The sequence below is a fragment of the Brooklawnia cerclae genome (genome assembly GCF_011758645.1).
GTDB lineage: Bacteria > Actinomycetota > Actinomycetes > Propionibacteriales > Propionibacteriaceae > Brooklawnia > Brooklawnia cerclae.
In genome coordinates this window covers 927,107-947,117 of record NZ_JAAMOZ010000001.1, presented here as the reverse complement: position 1 = coordinate 947,117, position 20,011 = coordinate 927,107, and the positions used below count along the sequence as shown (strand labels likewise).

General features: G+C 68.1%; 28 protein-coding genes and 1 tRNA gene. 27 read left to right on the top strand and 2 right to left on the bottom strand.

Annotated features, from left to right (window positions below; translation table 11 throughout):
* Nucleotides 1–14 precede the first annotated feature (14 nt).
* The 19 genes from FB473_RS04700 to FB473_RS04615 all read left to right on the top strand — a co-directional run bounded on the left by FB473_RS04700 (nucleotide 15) and on the right by FB473_RS04615 (nucleotide 12,842).
* On the top strand, nucleotides 15–386 hold the full coding sequence (locus FB473_RS04700) for a hypothetical protein (RefSeq protein WP_167165275.1): 372 nt from the start codon (nucleotides 15–17) through the stop codon (nucleotides 384–386).
* Nucleotides 383–814, top strand: coding sequence for a hypothetical protein (locus FB473_RS04695; RefSeq protein ID WP_167165273.1), 432 nt, complete (start codon nucleotides 383–385; stop codon nucleotides 812–814). Before FB473_RS04700 ends, FB473_RS04695 begins: the two co-directional genes overlap by 4 nt.
* A complete protein-coding gene (locus FB473_RS18205) occupies nucleotides 811–945 on the top strand; it encodes a hypothetical protein (protein ID WP_279588564.1) in 135 nt (44 codons plus the stop codon). Before FB473_RS04695 ends, FB473_RS18205 begins: the two co-directional genes overlap by 4 nt.
* Nucleotides 942–1,286 carry a hypothetical protein gene (locus FB473_RS04690; RefSeq protein ID WP_167165271.1) on the top strand — a complete coding sequence of 115 codons (345 nt, stop codon included), beginning with the start codon at nucleotides 942–944 and terminating at the stop codon, nucleotides 1,284–1,286. The genes FB473_RS18205 and FB473_RS04690 overlap by 4 nt, the downstream gene beginning before the upstream one ends.
* A 7-nt stretch (nucleotides 1,287–1,293) precedes the next feature.
* On the top strand, nucleotides 1,294–3,147 hold the full coding sequence (locus tag FB473_RS04685; protein WP_167165269.1) for an LAGLIDADG family homing endonuclease: 1,854 nt from the start codon (nucleotides 1,294–1,296) through the stop codon (nucleotides 3,145–3,147).
* A gap of 11 nt (nucleotides 3,148–3,158) precedes the next feature.
* Nucleotides 3,159–3,845, top strand: a complete 687-nt coding sequence (locus FB473_RS04680) for a hypothetical protein (protein ID WP_167165267.1) — start codon at nucleotides 3,159–3,161, stop codon at nucleotides 3,843–3,845.
* A gap of 88 nt (nucleotides 3,846–3,933) precedes the next feature.
* On the top strand, nucleotides 3,934–4,086 hold the full coding sequence (locus FB473_RS04675) for a hypothetical protein (RefSeq protein ID WP_167165265.1): 153 nt from the start codon (nucleotides 3,934–3,936) through the stop codon (nucleotides 4,084–4,086).
* Nucleotides 4,083–5,153, top strand: coding sequence for a DUF7666 domain-containing protein (locus FB473_RS17870; protein WP_243863472.1), 1,071 nt, complete (start codon nucleotides 4,083–4,085; stop codon nucleotides 5,151–5,153). Before FB473_RS04675 ends, FB473_RS17870 begins: the two co-directional genes overlap by 4 nt.
* A gap of 181 nt (nucleotides 5,154–5,334) precedes the next feature.
* The gene (locus FB473_RS18200; protein ID WP_279588563.1) at nucleotides 5,335–5,469 is read left to right on the top strand and encodes a hypothetical protein; all 135 of its coding nucleotides are present in this window, start codon (nucleotides 5,335–5,337) and stop codon (nucleotides 5,467–5,469) included.
* Nucleotides 5,466–5,771 carry a hypothetical protein gene (locus FB473_RS04660; protein ID WP_167165259.1) on the top strand — a complete coding sequence of 102 codons (306 nt, stop codon included), beginning with the start codon at nucleotides 5,466–5,468 and terminating at the stop codon, nucleotides 5,769–5,771. The genes FB473_RS18200 and FB473_RS04660 overlap by 4 nt, the downstream gene beginning before the upstream one ends.
* Nucleotides 5,771–5,944: a hypothetical protein gene (locus FB473_RS04655; protein WP_167165257.1), complete on the top strand. Its 174-nt coding sequence runs from the start codon at nucleotides 5,771–5,773 to the stop codon at nucleotides 5,942–5,944. The genes FB473_RS04660 and FB473_RS04655 overlap by 1 nt, the downstream gene beginning before the upstream one ends.
* Before the next feature lie 15 nt (nucleotides 5,945–5,959).
* Complete coding sequence (locus FB473_RS04650) at nucleotides 5,960–7,315, top strand: DNA cytosine methyltransferase (protein WP_167165255.1); 1,356 nt, start codon at nucleotides 5,960–5,962, stop codon at nucleotides 7,313–7,315.
* Nucleotides 7,312–7,686, top strand: coding sequence for a hypothetical protein (locus FB473_RS04645; protein ID WP_167165253.1), 375 nt, complete (start codon nucleotides 7,312–7,314; stop codon nucleotides 7,684–7,686). The genes FB473_RS04650 and FB473_RS04645 overlap by 4 nt, the downstream gene beginning before the upstream one ends.
* Nucleotides 7,614–8,057, top strand: coding sequence for a hypothetical protein (locus tag FB473_RS04640; RefSeq protein ID WP_167165251.1), 444 nt, complete (start codon nucleotides 7,614–7,616; stop codon nucleotides 8,055–8,057). Before FB473_RS04645 ends, FB473_RS04640 begins: the two co-directional genes overlap by 73 nt.
* On the top strand, nucleotides 8,054–8,407 hold the full coding sequence (locus FB473_RS04635) for a hypothetical protein (protein WP_208390434.1): 354 nt from the start codon (nucleotides 8,054–8,056) through the stop codon (nucleotides 8,405–8,407). The genes FB473_RS04640 and FB473_RS04635 overlap by 4 nt, the downstream gene beginning before the upstream one ends.
* On the top strand, nucleotides 8,404–11,019 hold the full coding sequence (locus tag FB473_RS04630; RefSeq protein WP_167165247.1) for a phage/plasmid primase, P4 family: 2,616 nt from the start codon (nucleotides 8,404–8,406) through the stop codon (nucleotides 11,017–11,019). Before FB473_RS04635 ends, FB473_RS04630 begins: the two co-directional genes overlap by 4 nt.
* A gap of 323 nt (nucleotides 11,020–11,342) precedes the next feature.
* A complete protein-coding gene (locus tag FB473_RS04625) occupies nucleotides 11,343–11,720 on the top strand; it encodes a hypothetical protein (protein WP_167165245.1) in 378 nt (125 codons plus the stop codon).
* Nucleotides 11,721–11,730: 10 nt separating this feature from the next.
* Nucleotides 11,731–12,618 (top strand): MerR family transcriptional regulator, encoded by an 888-nt coding sequence (locus FB473_RS04620; protein ID WP_167165243.1) that lies wholly within the window; start codon nucleotides 11,731–11,733, stop codon nucleotides 12,616–12,618.
* A gap of 152 nt (nucleotides 12,619–12,770) precedes the next feature.
* Nucleotides 12,771–12,842, top strand: a tRNA-Met gene (locus FB473_RS04615).
* Nucleotides 12,843–12,881: 39 nt separating this feature from the next.
* Here the strand turns inward: FB473_RS04615 and FB473_RS04610 are convergent.
* A complete protein-coding gene (locus FB473_RS04610) occupies nucleotides 12,882–13,082 on the bottom strand; it encodes a helix-turn-helix domain-containing protein (protein WP_167165241.1) in 201 nt (66 codons plus the stop codon).
* A gap of 108 nt (nucleotides 13,083–13,190) precedes the next feature.
* On the opposite strand from FB473_RS04610, the gene FB473_RS04605 reads away from it, so the two are divergent.
* The 8 genes from FB473_RS04605 (at nucleotide 13,191) to FB473_RS04570 (ending at nucleotide 19,573) form a co-directional block, all read left to right on the top strand.
* Complete coding sequence (locus tag FB473_RS04605) at nucleotides 13,191–13,448, top strand: hypothetical protein (RefSeq protein ID WP_167165239.1); 258 nt, start codon at nucleotides 13,191–13,193, stop codon at nucleotides 13,446–13,448.
* Entirely contained in the window at nucleotides 13,448–13,714 is a 267-nt protein-coding gene (locus FB473_RS04600) for a hypothetical protein (RefSeq protein WP_167165237.1), read from the top strand. The genes FB473_RS04605 and FB473_RS04600 overlap by 1 nt, the downstream gene beginning before the upstream one ends.
* Nucleotides 13,711–14,409 (top strand): hypothetical protein, encoded by a 699-nt coding sequence (locus FB473_RS04595; RefSeq protein WP_208390433.1) that lies wholly within the window; start codon nucleotides 13,711–13,713, stop codon nucleotides 14,407–14,409. The genes FB473_RS04600 and FB473_RS04595 overlap by 4 nt, the downstream gene beginning before the upstream one ends.
* On the top strand, nucleotides 14,399–14,743 hold the full coding sequence (locus FB473_RS04590) for a hypothetical protein (RefSeq protein ID WP_167165235.1): 345 nt from the start codon (nucleotides 14,399–14,401) through the stop codon (nucleotides 14,741–14,743). The genes FB473_RS04595 and FB473_RS04590 overlap by 11 nt, the downstream gene beginning before the upstream one ends.
* Nucleotides 14,744–14,893: 150 nt before the next feature.
* Nucleotides 14,894–15,682, top strand: a complete 789-nt coding sequence (locus FB473_RS04585) for a winged helix-turn-helix domain-containing protein (RefSeq protein ID WP_167165233.1) — start codon at nucleotides 14,894–14,896, stop codon at nucleotides 15,680–15,682.
* Entirely contained in the window at nucleotides 15,633–16,913 is a 1,281-nt protein-coding gene (locus FB473_RS04580; RefSeq protein ID WP_167169062.1) for a PBSX family phage terminase large subunit, read from the top strand. The genes FB473_RS04585 and FB473_RS04580 overlap by 50 nt, the downstream gene beginning before the upstream one ends.
* Nucleotides 16,910–18,499, top strand: a complete 1,590-nt coding sequence (locus FB473_RS04575) for a phage portal protein (RefSeq protein ID WP_167165232.1) — start codon at nucleotides 16,910–16,912, stop codon at nucleotides 18,497–18,499. Before FB473_RS04580 ends, FB473_RS04575 begins: the two co-directional genes overlap by 4 nt.
* A 9-nt stretch (nucleotides 18,500–18,508) precedes the next feature.
* Nucleotides 18,509–19,573, top strand: coding sequence for a phage minor capsid protein (locus FB473_RS04570; protein WP_167165231.1), 1,065 nt, complete (start codon nucleotides 18,509–18,511; stop codon nucleotides 19,571–19,573).
* Here the strand turns inward: FB473_RS04570 and FB473_RS04565 are convergent.
* Nucleotides 19,567–19,956, bottom strand: a complete 390-nt coding sequence (locus FB473_RS04565; protein WP_167165229.1) for a hypothetical protein — start codon at nucleotides 19,954–19,956, stop codon at nucleotides 19,567–19,569. The genes FB473_RS04570 and FB473_RS04565 overlap by 7 nt on opposite strands.
* Between the last annotated feature and the right edge of the window lie 55 nt (nucleotides 19,957–20,011).

The window sequence follows — 20,011 nt, the reverse complement described above, 5'->3', positions numbered from 1 at the left end:
AAGGAAAGACCCCCATGCCCACTACCATCGTCAACCCCGAAGCCCTGTTCGCCGGCGCCGTCGCCGCGACCGCGAGTCAGGCCCGGTTGCACTCCATGGCCGAGCGCGCCGACCAGCTGATGGCCGAGCGTGACCAGCTCGCCGACCAGCTCACCCGCGTCGCCCACGAGATCGCTCTCGCCCGCCGCAACCCGGATCGCATCGACCCGGTCGACGCCGCCCTGATCGCATTCAGCCGCATCGAGGGCATCGTCATCGAGGACCCCTCCCCCGCCCCCAGGCGCGCCATGGGGCCAGCCGCGCAGCAGCTCGACGACCTCGCCTGCGACATGCGCGCCACCCGAGTCCCCGCCCACCGCGCCGAGGCCGAGGGGACCGGGCGATGAACACCGAGGACCTGGTCAGCGAAGACCTGGTGTGGAAGATCGCCGCCCAGACCGACCCTCACGAGCTGACGCGGCAGGCCGTCCGGTCCGTCCTGGCCGCGCTCATCGCCCCCCTCGGCGAGAACCCGCCATCGGCACCAGCTGGCATCGAGCTCAGCGGGGACGACACATACCAGATCTGGCACGCCCTCGACGAGCGGGCCGCCGAGTTCGAGCGTGACGCCGAAGTCGCCGGGTCCCCGCTCGACCGCCTCGCATTCCGCAAGACCGCCGCGCGATGCGAACGCCTCGCCGACCTGTTCGGTGACCTCGCAGCCGCCACCCTCACCCCACGGGGCACCGACCCCTACAACGCCGACGACCGCGAGCAGGACGCCCGCTGGGCCGAGATCTGCGACCTGGCCGATGGGCAGGAGGCCGACCTGTGAGCGGCACCTACTGCCCCTGGTGGCTCGGCGACCAGGGCGACTACGACCCGCAACTCGAAGCCCGCGTCCTCGCCGAGGCCGAGCGCCTCGCTGCCCTCGACAACACCCGATCAGAAAGGAATCAGGCATGACCACCACCATCCCCCAGGCCGACTGGAAGGTCGATCCCGCCGACGTCAGCCGCTACCGCGAACTCGCGGCCATGGCCGAGCAGATCACCGCCGAGATGGAGGCCATCAAGGCCAAGTGGCGGGTGCTCGCACCCGGCAAATACGGCCCGGTGTCGGTCACCCCGCAGAAGCGGTTCAGCTCCGAGCTGGCCCTCGACTGGGTCACCGCGAACGCCCCGCAGCTCCTGCCCGCCATCCAGGAGACCGTCATCTCCCGCGCCAAGGCCAAGGAGATCCTGCCTCCGGCCGTGTATGCGTCGCTGTCGGTCGCCTACGGCGAACCCCGCGTCTCGGTCAAGTAGGCCCGGCATGCCCGACATCGTCGATCCGCTCCCGCCCGGGGTCCTCGACCTCGGCAACGTGGAGCGCGCCACCGCCGACATCCTGGCGGCTATCCACACCGCGATCACCGACCACCCCCGATCCCAGCAGACCGAGATCGGCCCGTCCGAGGTCGGGATCGAGTGCGACCGGCGCCTCGCCTACAAGCTCCTCAAGTTCCCCGAGCCCGAGCGCGACAACTGGAAGGCGACCGTCGGCACCGCTGTCCACGCCTGGATGGAGGAGGTCTTCGACGCCTACAACCTCGCGCACCCGGAGTTCGGCGGCCAAGAGCGGTACCTGATCGAGAACAGGGTCTCGGCAGGTGTGGTCCCCCACCTCGACTATCAGCTGGAAGGCAACTGCGACCTGTATGACCGGGTGACCGCCACGGTCGTCGATTGGAAAGGACTCCCGCTCGACACCCCGATCCCCACCCCCGACGGATGGACGACTCAGGCTGACCTGAAGGCCGGGGACACGGTCTTCAGCCCGCACGGCCTGACCTGCCAAGTCGTGAAGACGTATCCAGTTCAGCAGCGACCCTGCTTCCGCGTCTCGTTCACCGACGGCACGTCCATCGTGACCGACGACGTGCAGCAGCTGACCGTCAGCGTCGGCGGCAAGAAGACGGTGACCGCTTCCGTCGCCGACCTGAGAGCCATAGTCCGCGAGCCGGGCGGGCACCGTCAACGCCAGCTCCGCCTCTACAACGCCAGCCCGCTCCTACTTCCCGAGGCTGAGCTGCCTGTCCACCCGTACGTGCTGGGTGCGTGGCTCGGCGACGGTGGAACGGTCCACGGGACGATCGGCAAACCAGATGAGGCTCTGTTCGACAACATCCGGGAATGCGGCTACGACGTCGGCCCGGCCGACAAGCGGGGAATCACGCGCACGGTTCACGGCCTGCAGACCCAGCTGCGGGAACTCGGTCTCCAGTGGGTCGACGGGCATCGCGGACGACCCGGCGAGAAACAGCGACAGGTCATCGCCGGGAAGAAGGAAATTCCGGCCAGCTACCTACGCGCCAGCTACCATCAGCGGCTCGACCTGCTGCAGGGCCTCATGGATACCGACGGCACGTGGAACAGGCGCCGCAATCAGGCCGTGTTCACCACGACATCGGAAGTCCTCGCTGAGGGCGTCCGCGAGCTTGTCGCGACCCTCGGATGGAGGGCCCGGATCTACCCACAGCTCGCGCACGGGTTCGGCAAGACCGTGACCGCCTACCAGGTGGCGTTCGTGCCGTTCGGAGCGAACCCGTTCAGGCTCCCCCGCAAGGCCGACCTGGTCCACACCGAGGGAACGACAAGGTCGCAATACCGGCTGGTCGAGTCCATCGAACCTGCCGGCTCCGTGCCGACACGATGCATCGACGTCAACTCATCCAGTCATCTGTATCTGGCGGGCAGGGACATGATCCCCGTGCATAACTGCGTCGGGCCCTCCCAGCTCAAGCACTACCGCTCCGACGGACCGAGCCAGCAGTACCGGGTGCAGGCCAACCTCTACGGCTACGCGTGGGTGCTGTCCGGCTTTCCCGTCCGCACCGTCATGATCGCGTTCCTTCCCCGCAACGGCGAGCTGTCCGAGGCCTACCTGTGGTCCGAGCCCTACACCGAGCAGGTCGCCCTCGACGCGATCGCCCGGCTGGCGGGCATCGCCCAGGTCACCTCGCTGCTCGGCCCGGCATCCCTCGCCCTGCTCGGCACACACGACAGCTGGTGCGCCTTCTGCCCATTCTTCCGGCGCGGATCGGCCGATCTCGCGACCGGATGCCCGGGACATCCCGGGTCCGTCGCCAACGCGGCACCGCAACCCCACCTAACCCTCACCAAGTGAAAGGCATTGCCATGACCAGTTTCGACATCGGCGGAGACGCCGGTAACAGCTTCCGCTTCGACACCGTGGGCGACCAGGTGACCGGCACCGTCGTCGACCTCGTCGAGCAGCAGCAGACCGACCTCCAGACCGGCGAACCCCGGACGTTCAGCAACGGACAACCAATGATGATGTACCGCGTCGACCTCCAGACCAGCCTCCGCGAACCCGGAGACCAGTTCGACGACGGCAAGCGCTCGATCTTCCTCAAGGGGTCAAGGGCGGCCGAGTCTCAATCCTCGCTGGCCGCCGTGCTCGCGGCGGTGAAGGCGGCGACCGGGACGACCGCGCTCGCCACCGGCGGCACCCTCACCCTGAAGTACATCGGCGAGGGTGTCGCGAAAACCAGGGGCTTCAACCCGCCCAAGCTTTACGCGGCCACCTATCAGCCGCCCACCGTCGACCTGGCCGGGCCTCAGTCCGTCGCCCCGCCTGTCGCGGCACCCGCCACACAGACCTTCCAGCAGTTCGCCCAGAACGCGGCACAGCAGGCGCCGACCGAGCACATCAACTACGCGACCGGTGAAGTGACCCAGCAAGCCACCACACCGGTCCAGCAGGCTCCCGCTCCGGCGGTGCCCGGCGTGCAGCTGCCGCCCGGCATCACCCCCGAAGTCCTGGCACTCCTCCAGGCCCAGCTCGGCGCGATCCAGGCCTGATGGGCCGCCCCTGCGGCTCCGCCCCCAACTTCCCCGGGGGACGGAGTCACGGGGCCGACCCATCAAGCCCTCACCAAAGGAGTCGGACATGCGCATCCCTATCGCCGCCTCGGTCATCGCCGTCGCGGCCGCGCTCCTCGGACTCGACGGCCTCACCTACGCCGCCGTCGCAACCCTCACCCTCACCGTCACCGGCCACCTGCTGGCGACCGACCCTCGCACCCAAGGAGATCCCCAATGAGCATCATCACCGTCACCACCCAGGAAGAGCTGGATAAGGCGTTCGCCGAGCACGGCGACGACATCGACACCACCATCGTCATCAAATCGCCCCCGGGAACCTGGCTCACGGTGAGCCAGGACCACTCGGCCACCGTCGAGGCGTCGGACTCGGCCACCGTCCGGGCGTCGGGCTCGGCCACCGTCGAGGCGTCGGGCTCGGCCACCGTCCGGGCGTGGGACTCGGCCACCGTCGAGGCGTCGGACTCGGCCACCGTCGAGGCGTCGGGCTCGGCCACCGTCCGGGCGTGGGACTCGGCCACCGTCGAGGCGTCGGGCTCGGCCACCGTCCGGGCGTGGGACTCGGCCACCGTCGAGGCGTCGGACTCGGCCACCGTCGAGGCGTCGGGCTCGGCCACCGTCCGGGCGTGGGACTCGGCCACCGTCGAGGCGTCGGACTCGGCCACCGTCGAGGCGTCGGGCTCGGCCACCGTCCGGGCGTGGGACTCGGCCACCGTCGAGGCGTCGGACTCGGCCACCGTCGAGGCGTCGGGCTCGGCCACCGTCCGGGCGTGGGACTCGGCCACCGTCGAGGCGTCGGACTCGGCCACCGTCGAGGCGTCGGGCTCGGCCACCGTCCGGGCCGGGAAGTACGTGGCAGTCCATCGCCAGTCCAAGACCGCGACCGTCACCGGCGGCGTCGTCATCGACACGACCGACCTCGATCCCACCAACATTCAGGACTGGCTCGACTACACCGGCGTCACCGTCGACGAGCAAGGCCTCGTCCACCTCTACAAGGCCGTCGACGACAACCTGACCGCCGGCCACAACTACGTGCCGACCGTCTACCCGATCGGAGGCGACGTCACTCCCGACGAATGGCGCGACAACCACCAGTGCGGCTACGGCCTGCACGCCTCACCAACCCCCGCCCAGGCACACCAGCATTTCTGGGGCGCCACCCGCTTCCTGGAGGTCACCTGCCCCGTCGCCGACCTGCGGCCCATCGACTGGTCGAAGGCCAAGGTCCCGCTCCTGCACGTGCTCCGCGAGGTCGACATCAACGGGAACGAGATCATCCGATGAGCGCCGCTGACCGTCTCGCTGATATCGAGGCCCCGCATCGAGGCTGGCGTGCAGGACGACACCGACATCCGGCGTCTGATCGACGCGCTCGAAACTCTGCTCGACGTCTTCGAGCCGATCCCCCAGGACGAGCCGCTCGGTTAATGGGGAGACGGCCGACTACCGGGCAGGACTTGTCGAGATGGCGCGGCTCGTCTACCGCGTCATCGACCTGGCGCTGTCCGGATGGCACAACCCGGACGGCTCACCCGACTGGGCCGAGATCGACCCCGAGACGGTTAGAAGAGCACTCGGGGGTCGAGGTGAGCACCGATGAGCAATCTCGTTGATCCCGCTCGTATCGAGGAGATCGTGGGCTGCAAGCGGCACCCGACCAAGCACATCGCCCGGGCCATATCCGCCGAGCAGACCGTCTACATCCTGCACCCCGACACCTGCGCGGCACGGCTCATGCGCCGTCCGCTGACCGAGTGCCGATACTCCCGGAGCCTGGACGTCGCGGGAATCCTGCCGGATCGGTGGGCGGCCTGGCTGGACCAGCCAGTCTTCTGCGAGTGGCTGGACGCCGAAGGACGGCTCGTGCCCCGGGGCCCCGCGACTGAGCAGGAAGGCGACTGATGCCCACCCCCGACCCCGCGCAGGCATGCCCGGCGCTGCACCGGCTCGACGGCCTCATGGGCCGCGACGACCAGGGCCGCACCCAGTGGCCCGCACACGCACCAGACGACGACGGCAGATGCCGACACTGCCAGCCACAGGCGGCGGACAGGAGATGGGGATATGGACACTGACGCCGGGTTGATCGTATGACGCTCAGCCTCACCGACATGTTCTGCGGCGCCGGCGGCTCGTCGACGGGGGCCATCGAAGTGCCCGGCGTCGAGGTGGCCAGCGCCCTCAACCACTGGAAACTCGCCATCGAGACCCACAACACCAACCATCCGAACGCCCGCCACATCCTCGCCGACATCTCCCAGATCGACCCGCGATACGTGCCCGGCTCAGATCTGCTGTGGGCCTCTCCCGAGTGCACCAATCATTCCGTGGCCAAGGGCAGGAAGCGCGCTACCACCCAGGCGGCCTTGTTCGGCGACGACAAGCCCCTGCCCGACGATGCTGCCGAGCGATCCCGCGCCACCATGTGGGACGTCCCCCGGTTCGCCGAACACCACCATTACCGGGCGATCATCACCGAGAACGTCGTCGACGCCGCCAAGTGGATCATGTTCCCTGCCTGGCTGCACGCCATGGATCTGCTCGGCTACGACCGTCGCATCGTCTGGCTGAACAGCATGCACGCCCAGGCCCACGGCGCCCCGGCGCCCCAGTCCAGGGACCGCATGTATGTGGTGTTCTGGCGCCGGGGCGACCGGGCCCCCGACCTGGACCGCATCCAGCGGCCCGTCGCCTGGTGCCCCTTGTGCGGCGAGTTCGTCGAAGCGATGCAGACCTTCAAGCACCCCGAGCGGCCGTGGGGGCGCTACGGCGCCCAGTACTACTACCGCTGCCCCAAACACTCCTGCAAGGGCCAGCGGGTCGAGCCGGGTTGGCTGCCCGCCTCGACGATCATCGACCAGGATCTGCCCGCCGAGCGTATCGGCGACCGCGCCCGCCCCCTGTCGCCCAAGACAATGGCCCGCATCAGAGCAGGACTCGAGCGGTACAGGTCGGACGGACTGATCATCGAGGCCTTCGGCAATACCTACGACGCGGCCAATCCCAAACATCCGAGTTATGGCCAGCCCGGCGGCTACTACCGCGTCTGGCCAGACTCCGACCCGCTGAGAACGCAGACGGGATCCGCCACCAAAGCACTGCTCATCCCCGTCGAGGGACGAGCAGGCAAGAGAGCGATGAGCGCCGGTGAGCCGCTGAGGACACAGACCGCCCGCAACGAGACCGGCCTCCTCATGCCCATGGACACGATCGCGGCGGCAGGCACCCACCACGCACTTGCCGAGGTCGGCGTCCCAGCAGTCGAGGACTGCCGGTTCCGCATGCTGGAGCCACCCGAACTCAAACGTGGCATGGCGTTCCCCGACTCCTACGCGATGCTCGGCACTAAACGCGAGCAGGTACGCATGACCGGGAACGCGGTCACCCCACCGGCCGCACGGGATCTCGTCTGGGCGGTCGCCGAGGCACTGGGGGCCGCGGCATGACCAGGAACAAGGCGTCGGCGAAGAAGGCCGGGACGGCCTTCGAGACCCTTATCGCCGCCTATCTCGCCGCCCACGTCGACGACCGGATCGAGCGGCGCACCAAGGCGGGCAACAAGGATCGCGGCGATATCTCCGGACTGCGGCACATGGGCCAGCGCATCGTCGTCGAGGCCAAGAACACGACCCGTATCGACCTCGCCGGATGGGCCGAGGAATCCGACATCGAACGCGGGAATGACGATGCCGGAGTATCGGTAATTGCGCACAAGAGGCACGGCAAAGGCCGCCCCGAGGATCAATGGATCACGATGACGCTCGGCGAATTCGTGGCATTGATGAATGGCAACAGGGACCATTTGGAGGACAGATGAGCATGAAATTGAGCCCGTCGGCACGGGCGAAAGAAGCAGCTTTCTTCCCCGGATTCGTCGGATTGAGGCCGCTGGAAAGAGACGAGCGCGGCGAGCCGGAATGGCTGAAATCCAAGGGCCTGAAACGGCGCGAGAACGTGGGCCTTCTGGTCGGGAACCAGGAGGCTGTCTGGCTGGTCACCGACGCCGGAATCAGGGCCGCCGTCATCGACGTCGACACGAGGGAGATCGTCCGCTGGGTGACCCCGGCGACGTGCGGGAACTGCGGAGCCAACGAAACCGCACACCAGCGGGCGAACCTTCCCTCCGGCAGGCGCCCGGCCTGCACCGATTTCAAAGAGGGCCAGCCCAGCGAAGAAAAGGCGTCATGATGGCGAGAGTCTGCGACGTCGAGGGCTGCGGCCTCCCGCACAGGAGCCGCGGTCTGTGCGAGATGCACTACAGGCGGGCCAAGCGCGCCGGCCAGCTGCCGCCGCTGCCGCCAAAAGCCCCCGTCGCTCCCGGCAGGCGCCGCCTCGCCGTGATCGAGGACGCCATGTGGCTCGCCGGGACCGACAGTCCGGAGGCGATCGCCAGCCGCCTCGGCTACACATCGTGGGACAGCCTGGAGGCGGCCCTACGCCCCCTCGGCCACGCCCCCCTCGTCCGGGCCATCCTCGACCGCCGCGAGCTCCCCAAGCACATCCGCGACGACGGCACCCTGGAGGCGATACCGGCATGACGATGCTCGACTCCGCCCTGGCGTGGTGGCGGGCGGGATGCGCCCCCATCCCCCTGGCCACGTCGGGCACCAAGAAACCGGCCGTCAACTGGGGCGACTTCGTGCCCGACGGCCCCACCGAGGACGAGGTCCGCACCCTGTTTGGCACCGTCGACACCGACGGCATCGCGATCATCTGCGGCACACCCTCGGGCGGCCTGGAGATGGTGGAGTTGGAGGCGCGCGCCGTCAAGGAGGGGATGCTGCAGCGCCTCGGGCAAACCATGGCCGACAACGGCCTGGCCGAGCTGTGGCAGCGGCTGCATACCGGATATGTGGAGGCGTCGCCGTCCGGCGGGGTCCACTTCCACCTCCGCGTCACCGACGGGGTGGCACTCGGCAACACCAAGCTGGCCCGGCGCCCGTCCACCCCCGAGGAGCTGGCTGATCATCCGGGCCAGCGGGTACAGGTGCTCATCGAGACCCGGGGGGAAGGCGGCTACACGGTCGTCTCCCCCTCGGGTGGGCGCACCCATCCCACCGGCGGATCCTGGGTCGTCGTCGCCGGCACGCCAGAGACGATCCCCGGATGCACCGTCGAAGAGCGCGATGCCCTCTACGCCATCTGCTGTCTGCTCGACGACATGCCCGTCCCTCAATCCCAGCCGATCCCCAGCGTCGGCCCCACGGACCGCCCAGGAGGCACAGGACAGCGTCCCGGAGACCAGTTCAACGCCGAGACAACGTGGGATGAGTTGCTCGTCCCCGACGGCTGGACTCGCATGCACCAGCACGGCACCGTGGTGGCCTGGTGCCGCCCCGGCAAGAAGCCGCGCGACGGCATGTCCGCCACCACCGGCAGAAGATCTGGCGCCGAGGACTGCCTCTACGTGTTCAGCTCCTCGGTCGACCTGCCCACCGAAGAACCCATCACCAAGTTCCGCTACTACGCGCTCACCCGCCACAACGGCGACAACTCGGCCGCGGCCTCCGCGCTCGCCAAGGACGGCTACGGCGACCCACCACCACTCGAGCGCCACCTCACACTCATCCGATCGGAGGAACCATGCGACTCACCTGCGGCGCCAGAAGCGGCAGTGGCACCGTCGTCGACGGACACCTACGGCACCCCATCTGTTCCCGGCCTCTCGGCCATCCCGGCGCCCACTCCGGCCGGATCTACAACGCCCGCTACGAGCCTGTCATCGTCCGCTGGACCAACAGCCCAGCAGGCCCAGGCGATCGCCACCAGACCTAGAACGGTCCCCGTCGGCATCCTCGCCAGCCTCACCGACAAAGGCAACGCCGACCTCGTGGTCGCCGAACACGCCACCGCCATCCACTACGTCCCCAGCCGCAAGGCCTGGATCGCGTGGGATGGGCTGCGCTGGAAACTGTCCGACGACACCGCGCCGGCAATCCAGGCCGCCCAGGCCTCGATCATGTCGATCGATCCGGGCGGGGACAAGGAGGTCGCCAAGCACAAGGCCAAGTCGCTGTCCCGCCGATCCCTGGAGGCCGCGGTCGCCCTGGCCTCCACCCATCCGGCCATGCGCATCGACGCCGACCTGCTCGACGCCGACCCGTGGGCACTCAACACCCCGGGTGGACTGGTCGACCTGCGGACCGGGCAGACTCGCCCACCCAGACCGGATGACTGGTGCACGAAGATGACGGCATCCCACCTTGACAGAAGCGCCCCGACACCACGCTGGGACGCTTTCCTGGACGACACGTTCGGCGGCGACACCGAAATGGTCCAGTTCGTGCAGCGGCTCGCGGGCATGTCGATCATCGGGCAGGTCCGCCAGCACGTCCTTCCGTTCCTCCACGGCGGCGGCGCGAATGGCAAGAGCGTCCTGCTCGACGTCATCGTCCACGTGCTCGGCGACTACGCCACCACAGCCCCCAGCGACTTCCTGATGGCAGGAAGGGCCGACGAGTCGGCTATCGCCCGCCTGTCGGGCATGCGGCTGGTCGTGTGCTCCGAGGTGTCCCAGTCGGCCAGATTCGACGAGGCGAAGGTGAAGTTGCTGACAGGTGGCGACCGGATCACCTCCCGGTTCCTGTACGGCCAGTACTTCACCTTCGCCCCCACCCACCACCTATGGCTGATGGGCAACCACCAGCCACGCGTCGAGGCCGGCGGGACATCGTTCTGGCGAAGACTCCGGCTGGTGCCGTTCGAGCGCACCGTCCCGGTCGACCAGCGCGTCGAGGACCTCGCCAGCCAGCTGGTGGCCGACGAGGCCCCCGGCATCCTCGCCTGGATCATCGAGGGAGCCATTGAGGTGCAGCGCCGGGGGCTGGCCGAACCCGAGTCCGTCATGGCCGCCACCCGCGCCTACGCGGCCGAGGAGGACGCCCTCGGCCGGTTCGTCGCCGACCGGGTGCATCTGGGTGGCGGGGACATGGTCAGAGTCAACACCGCCGAAGTCCGCCACGCCTACGTGCAGTGGTGCCGCGACAACGGGGAGGCCGAGGTCCCACCCCAGACCTTCGGCCGTGAGCTGCGGAGCCGCTGGGGCATCCAGACGGTGCGCTCTCACGGCAGCAGGTTCTACGCCGGCATGACCCTGCTCGCCGACGAGATGGAAGAAGAGGAGCCCGAGGAGAGGTGGGACCAGCGATGAGCGCTCTCCAGGTGAACCCGTTCGGTCACCCGGTTCGGTCACCCGAGCCCCTCCAGGATCAGTTGTTCGGGCCCGAATCATCCTCGACGGGTAACCGACGGGTGACCGAGGGTGACCGACGGGTGACCGAAAAAACAGGCTTCGGTCACCCGGATAACTTCGACGTGACTTCGGTAAACGCGTCACGGGTGACCGAAGGTGACCGAGTTTCCTATACACCGCATGTAGCAAGGCCGGAAGACTCCGGAGAACGCGATGTAGAGGGGTACATAGGGGATTTTCGGTCACCTTCGGTCACCCTGACCTTGAAGGACCTCGAAACCATGGCGGGCAGGAAGACGCCCCGAGGCGTCCGGGCACATCGCTGCCGCACCTGCCGAGCCCCCGTCCTGTCCGGGCTCGACAACGACCGCATGGCGTTCCAGGTGTCCGTCGACTGGCAGCCCCTCGACGCCACCGGCGAACTCGTCGCCCTCCTCGCGGGACGCGCCACCTTCCGGATCGAGCCGTCGCCCAGCGGCAACCCTCGCCTCACCCGCAGGACAGCCGAGGCAATCACCAGGCCGCGCCGCTGGTGGGAGGCGTGGGACATCATCCCCGAGCACCGATGTGGCGCCCCTCCCCTGCCGACCGCCGGATCCCGGCTGCTGCACCGCCCCGGATTCGGCGACCTGCCCGCCGACGCACCCGCCCCGTTCTGAGGAGATCCACGTGAAGAAGTTTTCCGGTGCCACCCGCCTAGACCGGTGGGGATGCCCGTTGTGCGATCGGGTGGGCGCCGCGCTGGACGCGCGTGCTGCAGCGATCGAGCATGGCCTGGATGAACATCCCGCCACCTATCCGGCGGTCATGACTACCGCCCAGCGCCTGGCGTGGCTGCCGATGCTCGCTGCGGAGGTGCGCGCCACGTCGGGGCATCCGAACCCGACCGACAGGAGTGCGCCTGGTGGCTACCAGGACGGCTCAGGACGCGTTCCGGCCGACCTCGCGGCTCTGTGCGCCCTGGAGCCCGGCGACACTCCTAGAGTGGCGTACGGCGATCCTGCCGAGGTGCTGTTCCGGTGCTCGCGGATCGTCTGGGAGGCCCTCGATTCCGGCCTGAAGGCCTCCCATCCCCAGCCGCTGGTGACGCCGACCGTCGAGTCGGAGTCCGCGTGGTTGGCCGGGGTGTGGAGCGACGCCCAGGCGGTGCTCGATCTGGTTGACATCGAGCGCATTGAGTCGGACGTGGCCGAGGTGTGCATGACACTCGCACGTGCTACCCGTATGCGCCCGACGCCGAGCGTTCCGTGCCTGGTCGATGGCTGTCAGGGTTCCGTGCCCGCGCTCGGGGAGACTCCGGAGGGCTGGCTGTGGGCCGACGTCTGTGTAAACAACCATCCTGTCGACCGGCATGCGATCGCCCGCCGCTGGGCTGATCTGCGCCTGGTGACGCTCACCGAGGCGTCAGGGCTCGTCGGTGTCCCAGTGCGCACGCTGCGCTACTGGTCGACCGTCGGCGTGCTCACTGCGGAGTCCAGGCGCGGCAACGCGGCGCTGTTCGAGCTGGGCATGGTCCGGCGTGCCGCGTCGCGGATCAGACGGCGCAGGACGGCGTGAGTGCTACTATTGCCGTGTCTGGATGCGAAGCATGCCCAGATGTCAGCGCCCTTGAACCCGTGAGGTTCGGGGCGCTTTGCCGTGTCCGGCGCTGGTCGATCCACCCTCGTGAGGGCATGGGGGTCGTGGGTGATCCTGGCGCCGGATGCTCGGCGGGACGGTGCACTGGTGGGCACGCCGGGTTCATAACCCTGGAGGTTGCGGGTTCGACTCCCGCTCCCGCAACGAACTGTTCGAGGTGTGTGGCGCTGGAACGTTCGAGGTCACGCGCGCGGGACACCGCCTCGTTTGATGCGTTCGACGATCTTCATGACGCTGCGGAGGGTGACGCCGGCGGCGCGTGCCACAGCCTCCCACGAGTTCCCGGCGTCGTGGGCGGCGATGATCGCCTGGTCGCGTTCGAGGGCGGCGTCGGTGACTCCCTGGTAGGCGCGGGTGACGCGGTCGAGCGGGTCGTCGTTCATGACGACGAGTCTAGCAGCGGAGTGAACCATGAGACATGCATCTATGTGCACAACATTCTAGGTATGAACTACTTGACATAGTGCCTTATGTCATGTACCGTAGTTCACATGAACATTACTCGTAGCTCCAAAGTCACCGCCACCGACATCGCCAATCATGTCGCATGGGCCGGACACCAGTCCCGCTCGGCGCTCGTCCAGCAGTTCAAGCAGGCGCGCAACCTTGACCAGGCCATCGACCAGGCCGTCAAGCAGGGCCTCATCCAGCAGGCCCCGCGCATCGGCGGCTATGTGGCCACCGGGGCAACCCGCCGCCAGACCTTCGGCAACCGCTTCGCCGATGCGTGGGAAGCCGGCGAGCTCTGATGGACCCCATCACCGTCTGGAAGAGCGGCCGCCTGTATGCGGCCAGCGAACTCCACCCCAGCGTGGCGATCTACTCTCCGTCGTGGGGCGGTCCGCTGGAGGGAGGGGCCAGCGGGCTCGGCGTCCGGGTGACCGAGCGGCACCCTGATGGGTCCGCCGTCGTGTCGACCTGCGACCCCATCACCGGCAGGATCGCCAAGCGCCACCGCGTTTATGTCGCCCAGCCGTCCGAGATCGTGCTATCGCCGAGAGAGGTGACCGCGTGATCTCCATCCCCGGGGTCCGGACCTCCGAGAGCATCAGGACCGAGCTGGCCGCAGATGGCCGCCCGGTCCTGCTCGCGTTCTCCTGCGGCAAGGACGCGATCGCCAGCTGGCTGGCTCTCCTCGACTCAGGAATCCAGGTCGTTCCCTACCACCTGTACTGCGTACCCGGCCTCAAATTCGTCGCCGACGAACTCGACTACTTCGAGCAGCGCTTCCAGACCCCGATCGCCCGCTACCCGCATGTGAGCTTCTACCGCATGCTCAACAACTTCGTCTTCCAGCCACCCGAGCGGCTCGCCACCATCGAAGCCGCCAACCTGCCCGAGCCCGACTACGCCGATATCCTGCGCCTGATCGAGCAGGACCTCGGCCTGCCCGCCTCCACCTGGGTGGCCGACGGCGTCCGTGCCGCTGACTCGATCGTCCGGCGCGTCTCTATCAAGCGCCACGGGCCCATGAAGCCTGTGAGTCACAAGGTCTCGGTCATCTGGGACTGGCGCAAACGCGAGGTCTACGACCGCATCGAGGCGGCCAAGATCCCGCTCCCCGTCGACTACGAATGGTTCGGCCGCAGTTTCGACGGCATCGACTACCGATTCCTGGAGCCGCTGAGCAGGCATGCGCCCGACGACTATCGCCGCGTTCTCGATTGGTTCCCGCTCGCCGAATTGGAGCTGATCCGCCATGAGCTTTGAGTTCGGGAAATCGAAGCCCGGAAAGCAGGCCGGATTCATGCGACCGGCGGCATCGGTCCCCGATCCGCTCTCCGACATCGAATACACCGGCAACGTCGAGACCGATTCGGCCACCGAATTGGATGCCCTTGCCCAAGGATTCCGCTCCCGCCGGAACCAGGAGGAGAAGCGGTTCCGAAATGCCACCGATTCCGAGTACTGGTTCGCCGTGTGCTTCCGTGACCGCGCGGCCAAGGACAGATTCCTGGCTGCGATCAATGCCACCAGGCTCGGCGACAAATACGTCGACGGTCACGCGCTCGCGCGGCTCCTCGGGATCGACATCGATGCCTGAAACCCCGAGGGGAGGTGTCACATGCGCCGAGCACTTGGAAACGTCGTCTCCCGCATTCGCGGAGCATTCAGCCGCCGAGCTGGATCGTCGTCCGGTTCCAGCACGTCGGGGTCCGCTAGCCGGCCTAGCCGGTAACCCGAGCCGGAGGGGGTGAGCGAGTTGGTCACCCCCTCCACCACCCCGCCCCCCGAACTGCCGCCCGAGGTCGCATGGCCCGAGCGGACGCGCGACTGGTGGAAACAGCTCACCACCGACCCTCCCAAGGACATCGACTGGGAGTACGCCACCGAGACCGCCCTCGTCCACGCCGACGTATGGGCCGGGAACCTCGATCGCCTGCCCGAACTGCGCAAGCGCCTCGACAAGCTCCGGCCCCCCGGCCGCAACCACCCGTGGACCACCGAGGACTCCCGGATCCTGACCTCCCTCCACGCCGAGGGGAAGACGCTCGGCCAGATCGCCGACCTGATGGGCCGATCCAAGGGGACAGTCTCCCTGCACGCCCGAAAGCTCGAACTCGACTGGGATCGGGCACAGACAGCGGTCGCCACTGAAGCCCACATCACCGACGCCAAGGCCGCTCGCGCCGAAGCCGCACTCGCCGAACTCCAGCTCCTGCGCATCATGCAGGAGGACGTCCTGGACGTCCAGCGCGGCCGGAAGGGCTGGAAGACGATCCTGCGCGGTGCGATGGGCGTCGAGGAGTCGACAGTGCTCGGCTTCGTCCCCGTCCGCGACGCCGACATGGCCGCCCGGGCCCGCTCCTCGTCATCCCAGACCATCGACCGCCTGACAGCCAACCTGTCCGGTGTCGACGAGCAGGCCGTCAGCCTCATCGATGGCATTGCCGCCCAACTCGGCCTGGACGACAACAAGGAGGTCGGTGACGATGGCGGCGAGCCCGAGACTGTCGGCCAAGCAGGTCGCGTCGATCCGTGACGCCGACCGCCGCGTCAACCTGTGGGAGGGCGCGGTCCGCTCGGGCAAGACCATCGGCTCGCTGGTCCGCTGGCTGATCTTCGTTCGCGCCACCCTCGCCCGGTCCGGCCAGCTCGTCATGTTCGGCCGCACCCGCGACGCCGTGTGGCGCAACGTCATCGGTCCCTTGCAGGACGCCGAGCTGTTCGGCCGGGTCGCCTCCCAGGTCATCGGCAATTACGGGGCGCCCACGGTCAGTATCTTCGGCCGCCGCGTCCATGTCCTCGGTGCCTCCGACGCGAAAGCCGAGAAGGTCATCCGCGGCATGACCGTCCTCGGAGCCTACGGTGACGAGCTCACCGTGGTGCCCGAGGAGTTCTTCAAGCAGATGCTGGCCCGCATGTCCACGCCGTGGTCGCGAATGTTCGGCACCACGAACCCGGACGGCCCCCGTCACTGGCTCAAGGTCGACTTCCTCGACCGTGTGGCGGGCTGGAACGGCAACATCACCAGCACCCTGCCGGACTGGCGGGTCTTCCACTTCAACCTGGAGGACAACCCCAGCCTGACAACCTCCTATGTCAGCTCACTGAAGCGCGAATACACAGGCCTGTGGTACAAGCGGTTCATCCTCGGGCTGTGGGTGCAGGCAGAGGGCGCCATCTACGACATGTGGGACGAGGCCACCCATATCGTCCCTCACGCATCCCTGCCCGCCATGATCCGCACGCCCGGTCTGGGCGTCGACTACGGCACCACCAACGCCACCCGGGGAATCATGCTGGGGCTGTCGATCACCCCCCAGCCCCGCCTCTACCTGGTCGACGAGTGGGCCCCCGGGCGAATGTCCCCAGCTGGCCACTCGAAAGACCTCCGGTCCTGGCTCACTACTCGAGCCCCCGAATGGATCTACGTCGATCCGGCGGCCGCGGCGTTCAAGGAGCAACTGTTCGCCGACCGCGTGCCGAACGTCACTGACGCCACCAACGACGTCGTGTCCGGCATCCGCACCATGTCGGCGCTGCTGGCGACCGGCAACCTGCTGGTGTCCGACCGCTGCCGCAACCTCATCCGGGAGATACCCGGCTACGTGTGGGACGACAAGGCAACCGAGCGCGGCCTGGATGCCCCGGTGAAACGTGACGATCACGCCATGGATGCCGCCCGCTACGTCGTGCATTCGACCCGCTATCTGTGGCGCCCGTTCCTGCCCGTGCTGACCATCGACCAAGACGAGGAGGAGGCAGCGTGATCGACTACGGCATCAATGCCGACTGGCCACCCAAGCGCCTGGTCCCCGTCTACGACAAGATGGCCGAGTGGTCGGTGTGGTGGGCCGGTGACCGTGAACATCTGGCCTCCTACTACGGCGGCGGCTTCTACGGCGACCTGTCGAACGCCCTGTACCGGCCCCGCCCCGCTCAGCTCGCCGGCGGCGTCGTCGGCTGGTGGGCACGCTGGTGGTGGGGTCAGCCTGTCAAGCCCAATCAGCAGTCCCCCAACTTGCACATGCCGCTGGCCGCCGACATCGCGGTCGGGTCGGCCGATCTGCTGTTCGGCGAGGAGCTGGCAATCGAGACGCCCGGCCTCAGCACGGCCCAGCGCGAGAGGCTGGACAAGATCCTCGACGCCAACAGCCTCCATGCACGCCTCCTGGAGGCGGCGGAGGCGGGTGCGGCGCTCGGCGGCACCTACCTGCGTATCGTCCAGGATGCCGAAGTCGACAACGGCGATCCCATCATCACTGTGGTGCCCGCCGACTGCGCCATTCCCACCTTCCGCTGGGGGCGCTTCCAGTCGGTGCAGTTCTGGCACGTACTGCCCACCGACGGGAACGCCGTGTGGCGTCACGTCGAGGAGTACCGGCTCGGAGTGGTCGAGCACGCATTGTTCGAGGGGTCAGACACCCAACTGGGCGTTCGCCGTGAGTTGACGGCTTTGCCCGAGACGCGCGGCGTGGCGGCGATGGTTGACGCGTCCTCGTCGATTCCCATGCCGGGCATGAACGCGTTCTACGTGCCGAACATGCTGCCCAACAGGCTGTGGAATGTCGCTCCCGACCTGGGGCGTTCGGACTTCAACCAGGCCGAGCCCCTGTTTGATGCCCTCGACGAGGCGTGGACCTCGCTCATGCGGGACGTCCGGCTCGGGAAGGCACGCCTGATCGTGCCGGAGTCCTCGCTAATTCCGACGACGCCCGGCAAACCGATGCTCGCCGACATCGACCAGGAGGTGTTCACCGGGCTCAACATCCCGCCGAACGCAGGCAAGGCGTTCGAGGAGTTCCAGCCTGAGATCCGTGCAGAGCAGCATCTGTCGGTCATCGGCGAGCTGGTGCGCAACACGATCGAGCGTTGCGGCTACTCGGCCGCCACGTTCGGCCTGAATTCGGAAGGCGGCGCCCAGACGGCCGCCGAGGTACGGTCTCGCGAGCGGCGATCCCTATCGACCCGGGAGAAGAAGACGCGGTACTGGACTGAGCGCCTGGAGGCTCTCATTGACCAGGTGGCCGTTCTCGCCGGGATCGGGGACGCCCAGACGAAGGTGACGTTCCCGGCGGCTGTCGCCCCGAGCCCGCTGGAGCTGGCGAACGTGGCCCAGGCGCTCAAGAACGCCGAGGCCGCCTCGACCCGGGAGCGCGTCCGCGTGGTGCACCCCGACTGGGATGACGAACAGCTGGACGAGGAGGTCGAGGCCATCGAATCCGCCACCAAGGTGGAGGACCCGACGACGGTCGCCGATCGCGCCGTCCAGCGCCTCCAAGCCGGTGCCGTCCAGCCCGAGCAGCAGGTCACACCTGAGCCTGAGCAGCAGCCACCGGCGACGGCCCGAACGTAGGATGACGCCGTGCCCGTCTCGAATCAGGACGCCGACGGCCTCGCGGACCCGATCCTCGGCATCTACACCGATGCCGAACGGCTGCTGCTGGAGCGCATCGCCCGCGCCCTCGGGCAAGGCCTGGATGCTCCGGACTGGGCTGAGCGGAAGCTCGCCGAGCTGCGCCTGCTGATCGCCCGCGTCAAGGGCGATCTCGACAAGCTGACCGATCGGTCTGTGGATGCGATCGTCGAGGCGATCGTGACGGCATGGGGGCGTGGCGAGGCGATCGCCACGTGGGACACCAAGGACCTGCTGGCCACTGTGGCCGCAGGGAAGGACCCTGCCTGGCTGCCCGCCGTGCAAGCCCTGGTCGGCGAGACCGTGGCTACGGTCACCGGCGCCAACACGGCGATCCTGCGGGCCGTCGACGACGCCTACCGGGCCGCTGTGTCCCGCGCTGATGCCCAAGTCCTGCTGGGGGTGCTCACCCGTCGTGAGGCTGCCCAGCTGGTGCTCGATGATCTGGCGACGCGGGGAATCTCGGGGTTCATCGACAGTCGCGGGCGTCGCTGGGACATGGCCTCCTACGCGGAGATGTCGGTCAGGTCGGCGACCGCCCGGGCGACCCTTGACGCCCATACGGCCAAGCTGCTGGATCTTGGTCATGATCTCGTGCAGGTGTCGGATTCGCCCGCAGAGTGCCCGCTGTGCCGCCCGTGGGAGGGCAAGGTCTTGTCGCTGACCGGCATTCCGCATGTCGATGTGCCGGTCGCCGGGACGCTGGAGCAGGCCCGAGCGGCCGGCCTGATGCACCCGAACTGCACGCATCGTCTCGGCGCCTACTTCCATGGCGTCACCGAGCCGATGCATGACACCGCGAACCCCGAGGGGTACGAGGCCAGGCAACAGCAGCGTTACATCGAGCGGCGGATCCGCGAGTGGAAGCGCCGCGAGGCTGTCGCCCTCGACGAGGGTGCCCGGAAGAAGGCTCACGCCAAGGTCCTCGACTGGCAGGCCAGGGCGCGCGAGAACGTGGCCGACACGGGCACCAAGCGCCTGTCCTACCGCGAGCAGGTCGGCAAGGCTCACTGAGCCCGGGCGGCCTCCGCGGCGGCGTTCAGGCGGGCCGCGAACGTCATCGCCGCCGCCTGGTCCTTGGCCGGTCCCTCGATGACCTGTGGGCCGTCAGGGGTTTGCAGGGCGACGTAGACCTTCGTCTTGTCCTTCTTGGCCATGCCCCCGAGCACCGCACCCAGCGGCCCGAGGAGGACGGCACCACCGGCCACCCGCCCGAGTGACATCTTGTGCAGTTCGGCGCCTGTCTGAGCCTGAGCTGAGCAGTCGGCAACCGGCCACGTCTTGAATCCGTAGCTGACCTCGCCCCCGTTGATCCGGGCGCCCTGGAATACAGCATCGAACTTGTGGTCAGCCGCGAATGTGCGGCTGCGCTCCATCTGATCCTTCCACCAACCCATGCCGTCAAGCATGCCGTCATCGGCCAGACGCCGGGGCGGAAAACCACCGATCGAG

What these genes read in the sequence shown, in the direction of transcription:
- FB473_RS04700 (WP_167165275.1), top strand. Translation starts at nt 15, where the DNA reads ATGCCCACTACCATCGTCAACCCCGAAGCCCTGTTCGCCGGCGCCGTC.
- FB473_RS04695 (WP_167165273.1), top strand. Translation starts at nt 383, where the DNA reads ATGAACACCGAGGACCTGGTCAGCGAAGACCTGGTGTGGAAGATCGCC.
- FB473_RS04690 (WP_167165271.1), top strand. Translation starts at nt 942, where the DNA reads ATGACCACCACCATCCCCCAGGCCGACTGGAAGGTCGATCCCGCCGAC.
- FB473_RS04685 (WP_167165269.1), top strand. Translation starts at nt 1,294, where the DNA reads ATGCCCGACATCGTCGATCCGCTCCCGCCCGGGGTCCTCGACCTCGGC.
- FB473_RS04680 (WP_167165267.1), top strand. Translation starts at nt 3,159, where the DNA reads ATGACCAGTTTCGACATCGGCGGAGACGCCGGTAACAGCTTCCGCTTC.
- FB473_RS04675 (WP_167165265.1), top strand. Translation starts at nt 3,934, where the DNA reads ATGCGCATCCCTATCGCCGCCTCGGTCATCGCCGTCGCGGCCGCGCTC.
- FB473_RS17870 (WP_243863472.1), top strand. Translation starts at nt 4,083, where the DNA reads ATGAGCATCATCACCGTCACCACCCAGGAAGAGCTGGATAAGGCGTTC.
- FB473_RS18200 (WP_279588563.1), top strand. Translation starts at nt 5,335, where the DNA reads ATGGCGCGGCTCGTCTACCGCGTCATCGACCTGGCGCTGTCCGGATGG.
- FB473_RS04660 (WP_167165259.1), top strand. Translation starts at nt 5,466, where the DNA reads ATGAGCAATCTCGTTGATCCCGCTCGTATCGAGGAGATCGTGGGCTGC.
- FB473_RS04655 (WP_167165257.1), top strand. Translation starts at nt 5,771, where the DNA reads ATGCCCACCCCCGACCCCGCGCAGGCATGCCCGGCGCTGCACCGGCTC.
- FB473_RS04650 (WP_167165255.1), top strand. Translation starts at nt 5,960, where the DNA reads ATGACGCTCAGCCTCACCGACATGTTCTGCGGCGCCGGCGGCTCGTCG.
- FB473_RS04645 (WP_167165253.1), top strand. Translation starts at nt 7,312, where the DNA reads ATGACCAGGAACAAGGCGTCGGCGAAGAAGGCCGGGACGGCCTTCGAG.
- FB473_RS04640 (WP_167165251.1), top strand. Translation starts at nt 7,614, where the DNA reads ATGGATCACGATGACGCTCGGCGAATTCGTGGCATTGATGAATGGCAA.
- FB473_RS04635 (WP_208390434.1), top strand. Translation starts at nt 8,054, where the DNA reads ATGATGGCGAGAGTCTGCGACGTCGAGGGCTGCGGCCTCCCGCACAGG.
- FB473_RS04630 (WP_167165247.1), top strand. Translation starts at nt 8,404, where the DNA reads ATGACGATGCTCGACTCCGCCCTGGCGTGGTGGCGGGCGGGATGCGCC.
- FB473_RS04625 (WP_167165245.1), top strand. Translation starts at nt 11,343, where the DNA reads ATGGCGGGCAGGAAGACGCCCCGAGGCGTCCGGGCACATCGCTGCCGC.
- FB473_RS04610 (WP_167165241.1), bottom strand. Translation starts at nt 13,082, where the DNA reads ATGAACGACGACCCGCTCGACCGCGTCACCCGCGCCTACCAGGGAGTC.
- FB473_RS04605 (WP_167165239.1), top strand. Translation starts at nt 13,191, where the DNA reads ATGAACATTACTCGTAGCTCCAAAGTCACCGCCACCGACATCGCCAAT.
- FB473_RS04600 (WP_167165237.1), top strand. Translation starts at nt 13,448, where the DNA reads ATGGACCCCATCACCGTCTGGAAGAGCGGCCGCCTGTATGCGGCCAGC.
- FB473_RS04590 (WP_167165235.1), top strand. Translation starts at nt 14,399, where the DNA reads ATGAGCTTTGAGTTCGGGAAATCGAAGCCCGGAAAGCAGGCCGGATTC.
- FB473_RS04580 (WP_167169062.1), top strand. Translation starts at nt 15,633, where the DNA reads ATGGCGGCGAGCCCGAGACTGTCGGCCAAGCAGGTCGCGTCGATCCGT.
- FB473_RS04565 (WP_167165229.1), bottom strand. Translation starts at nt 19,956, where the DNA reads ATGGGTTGGTGGAAGGATCAGATGGAGCGCAGCCGCACATTCGCGGCT.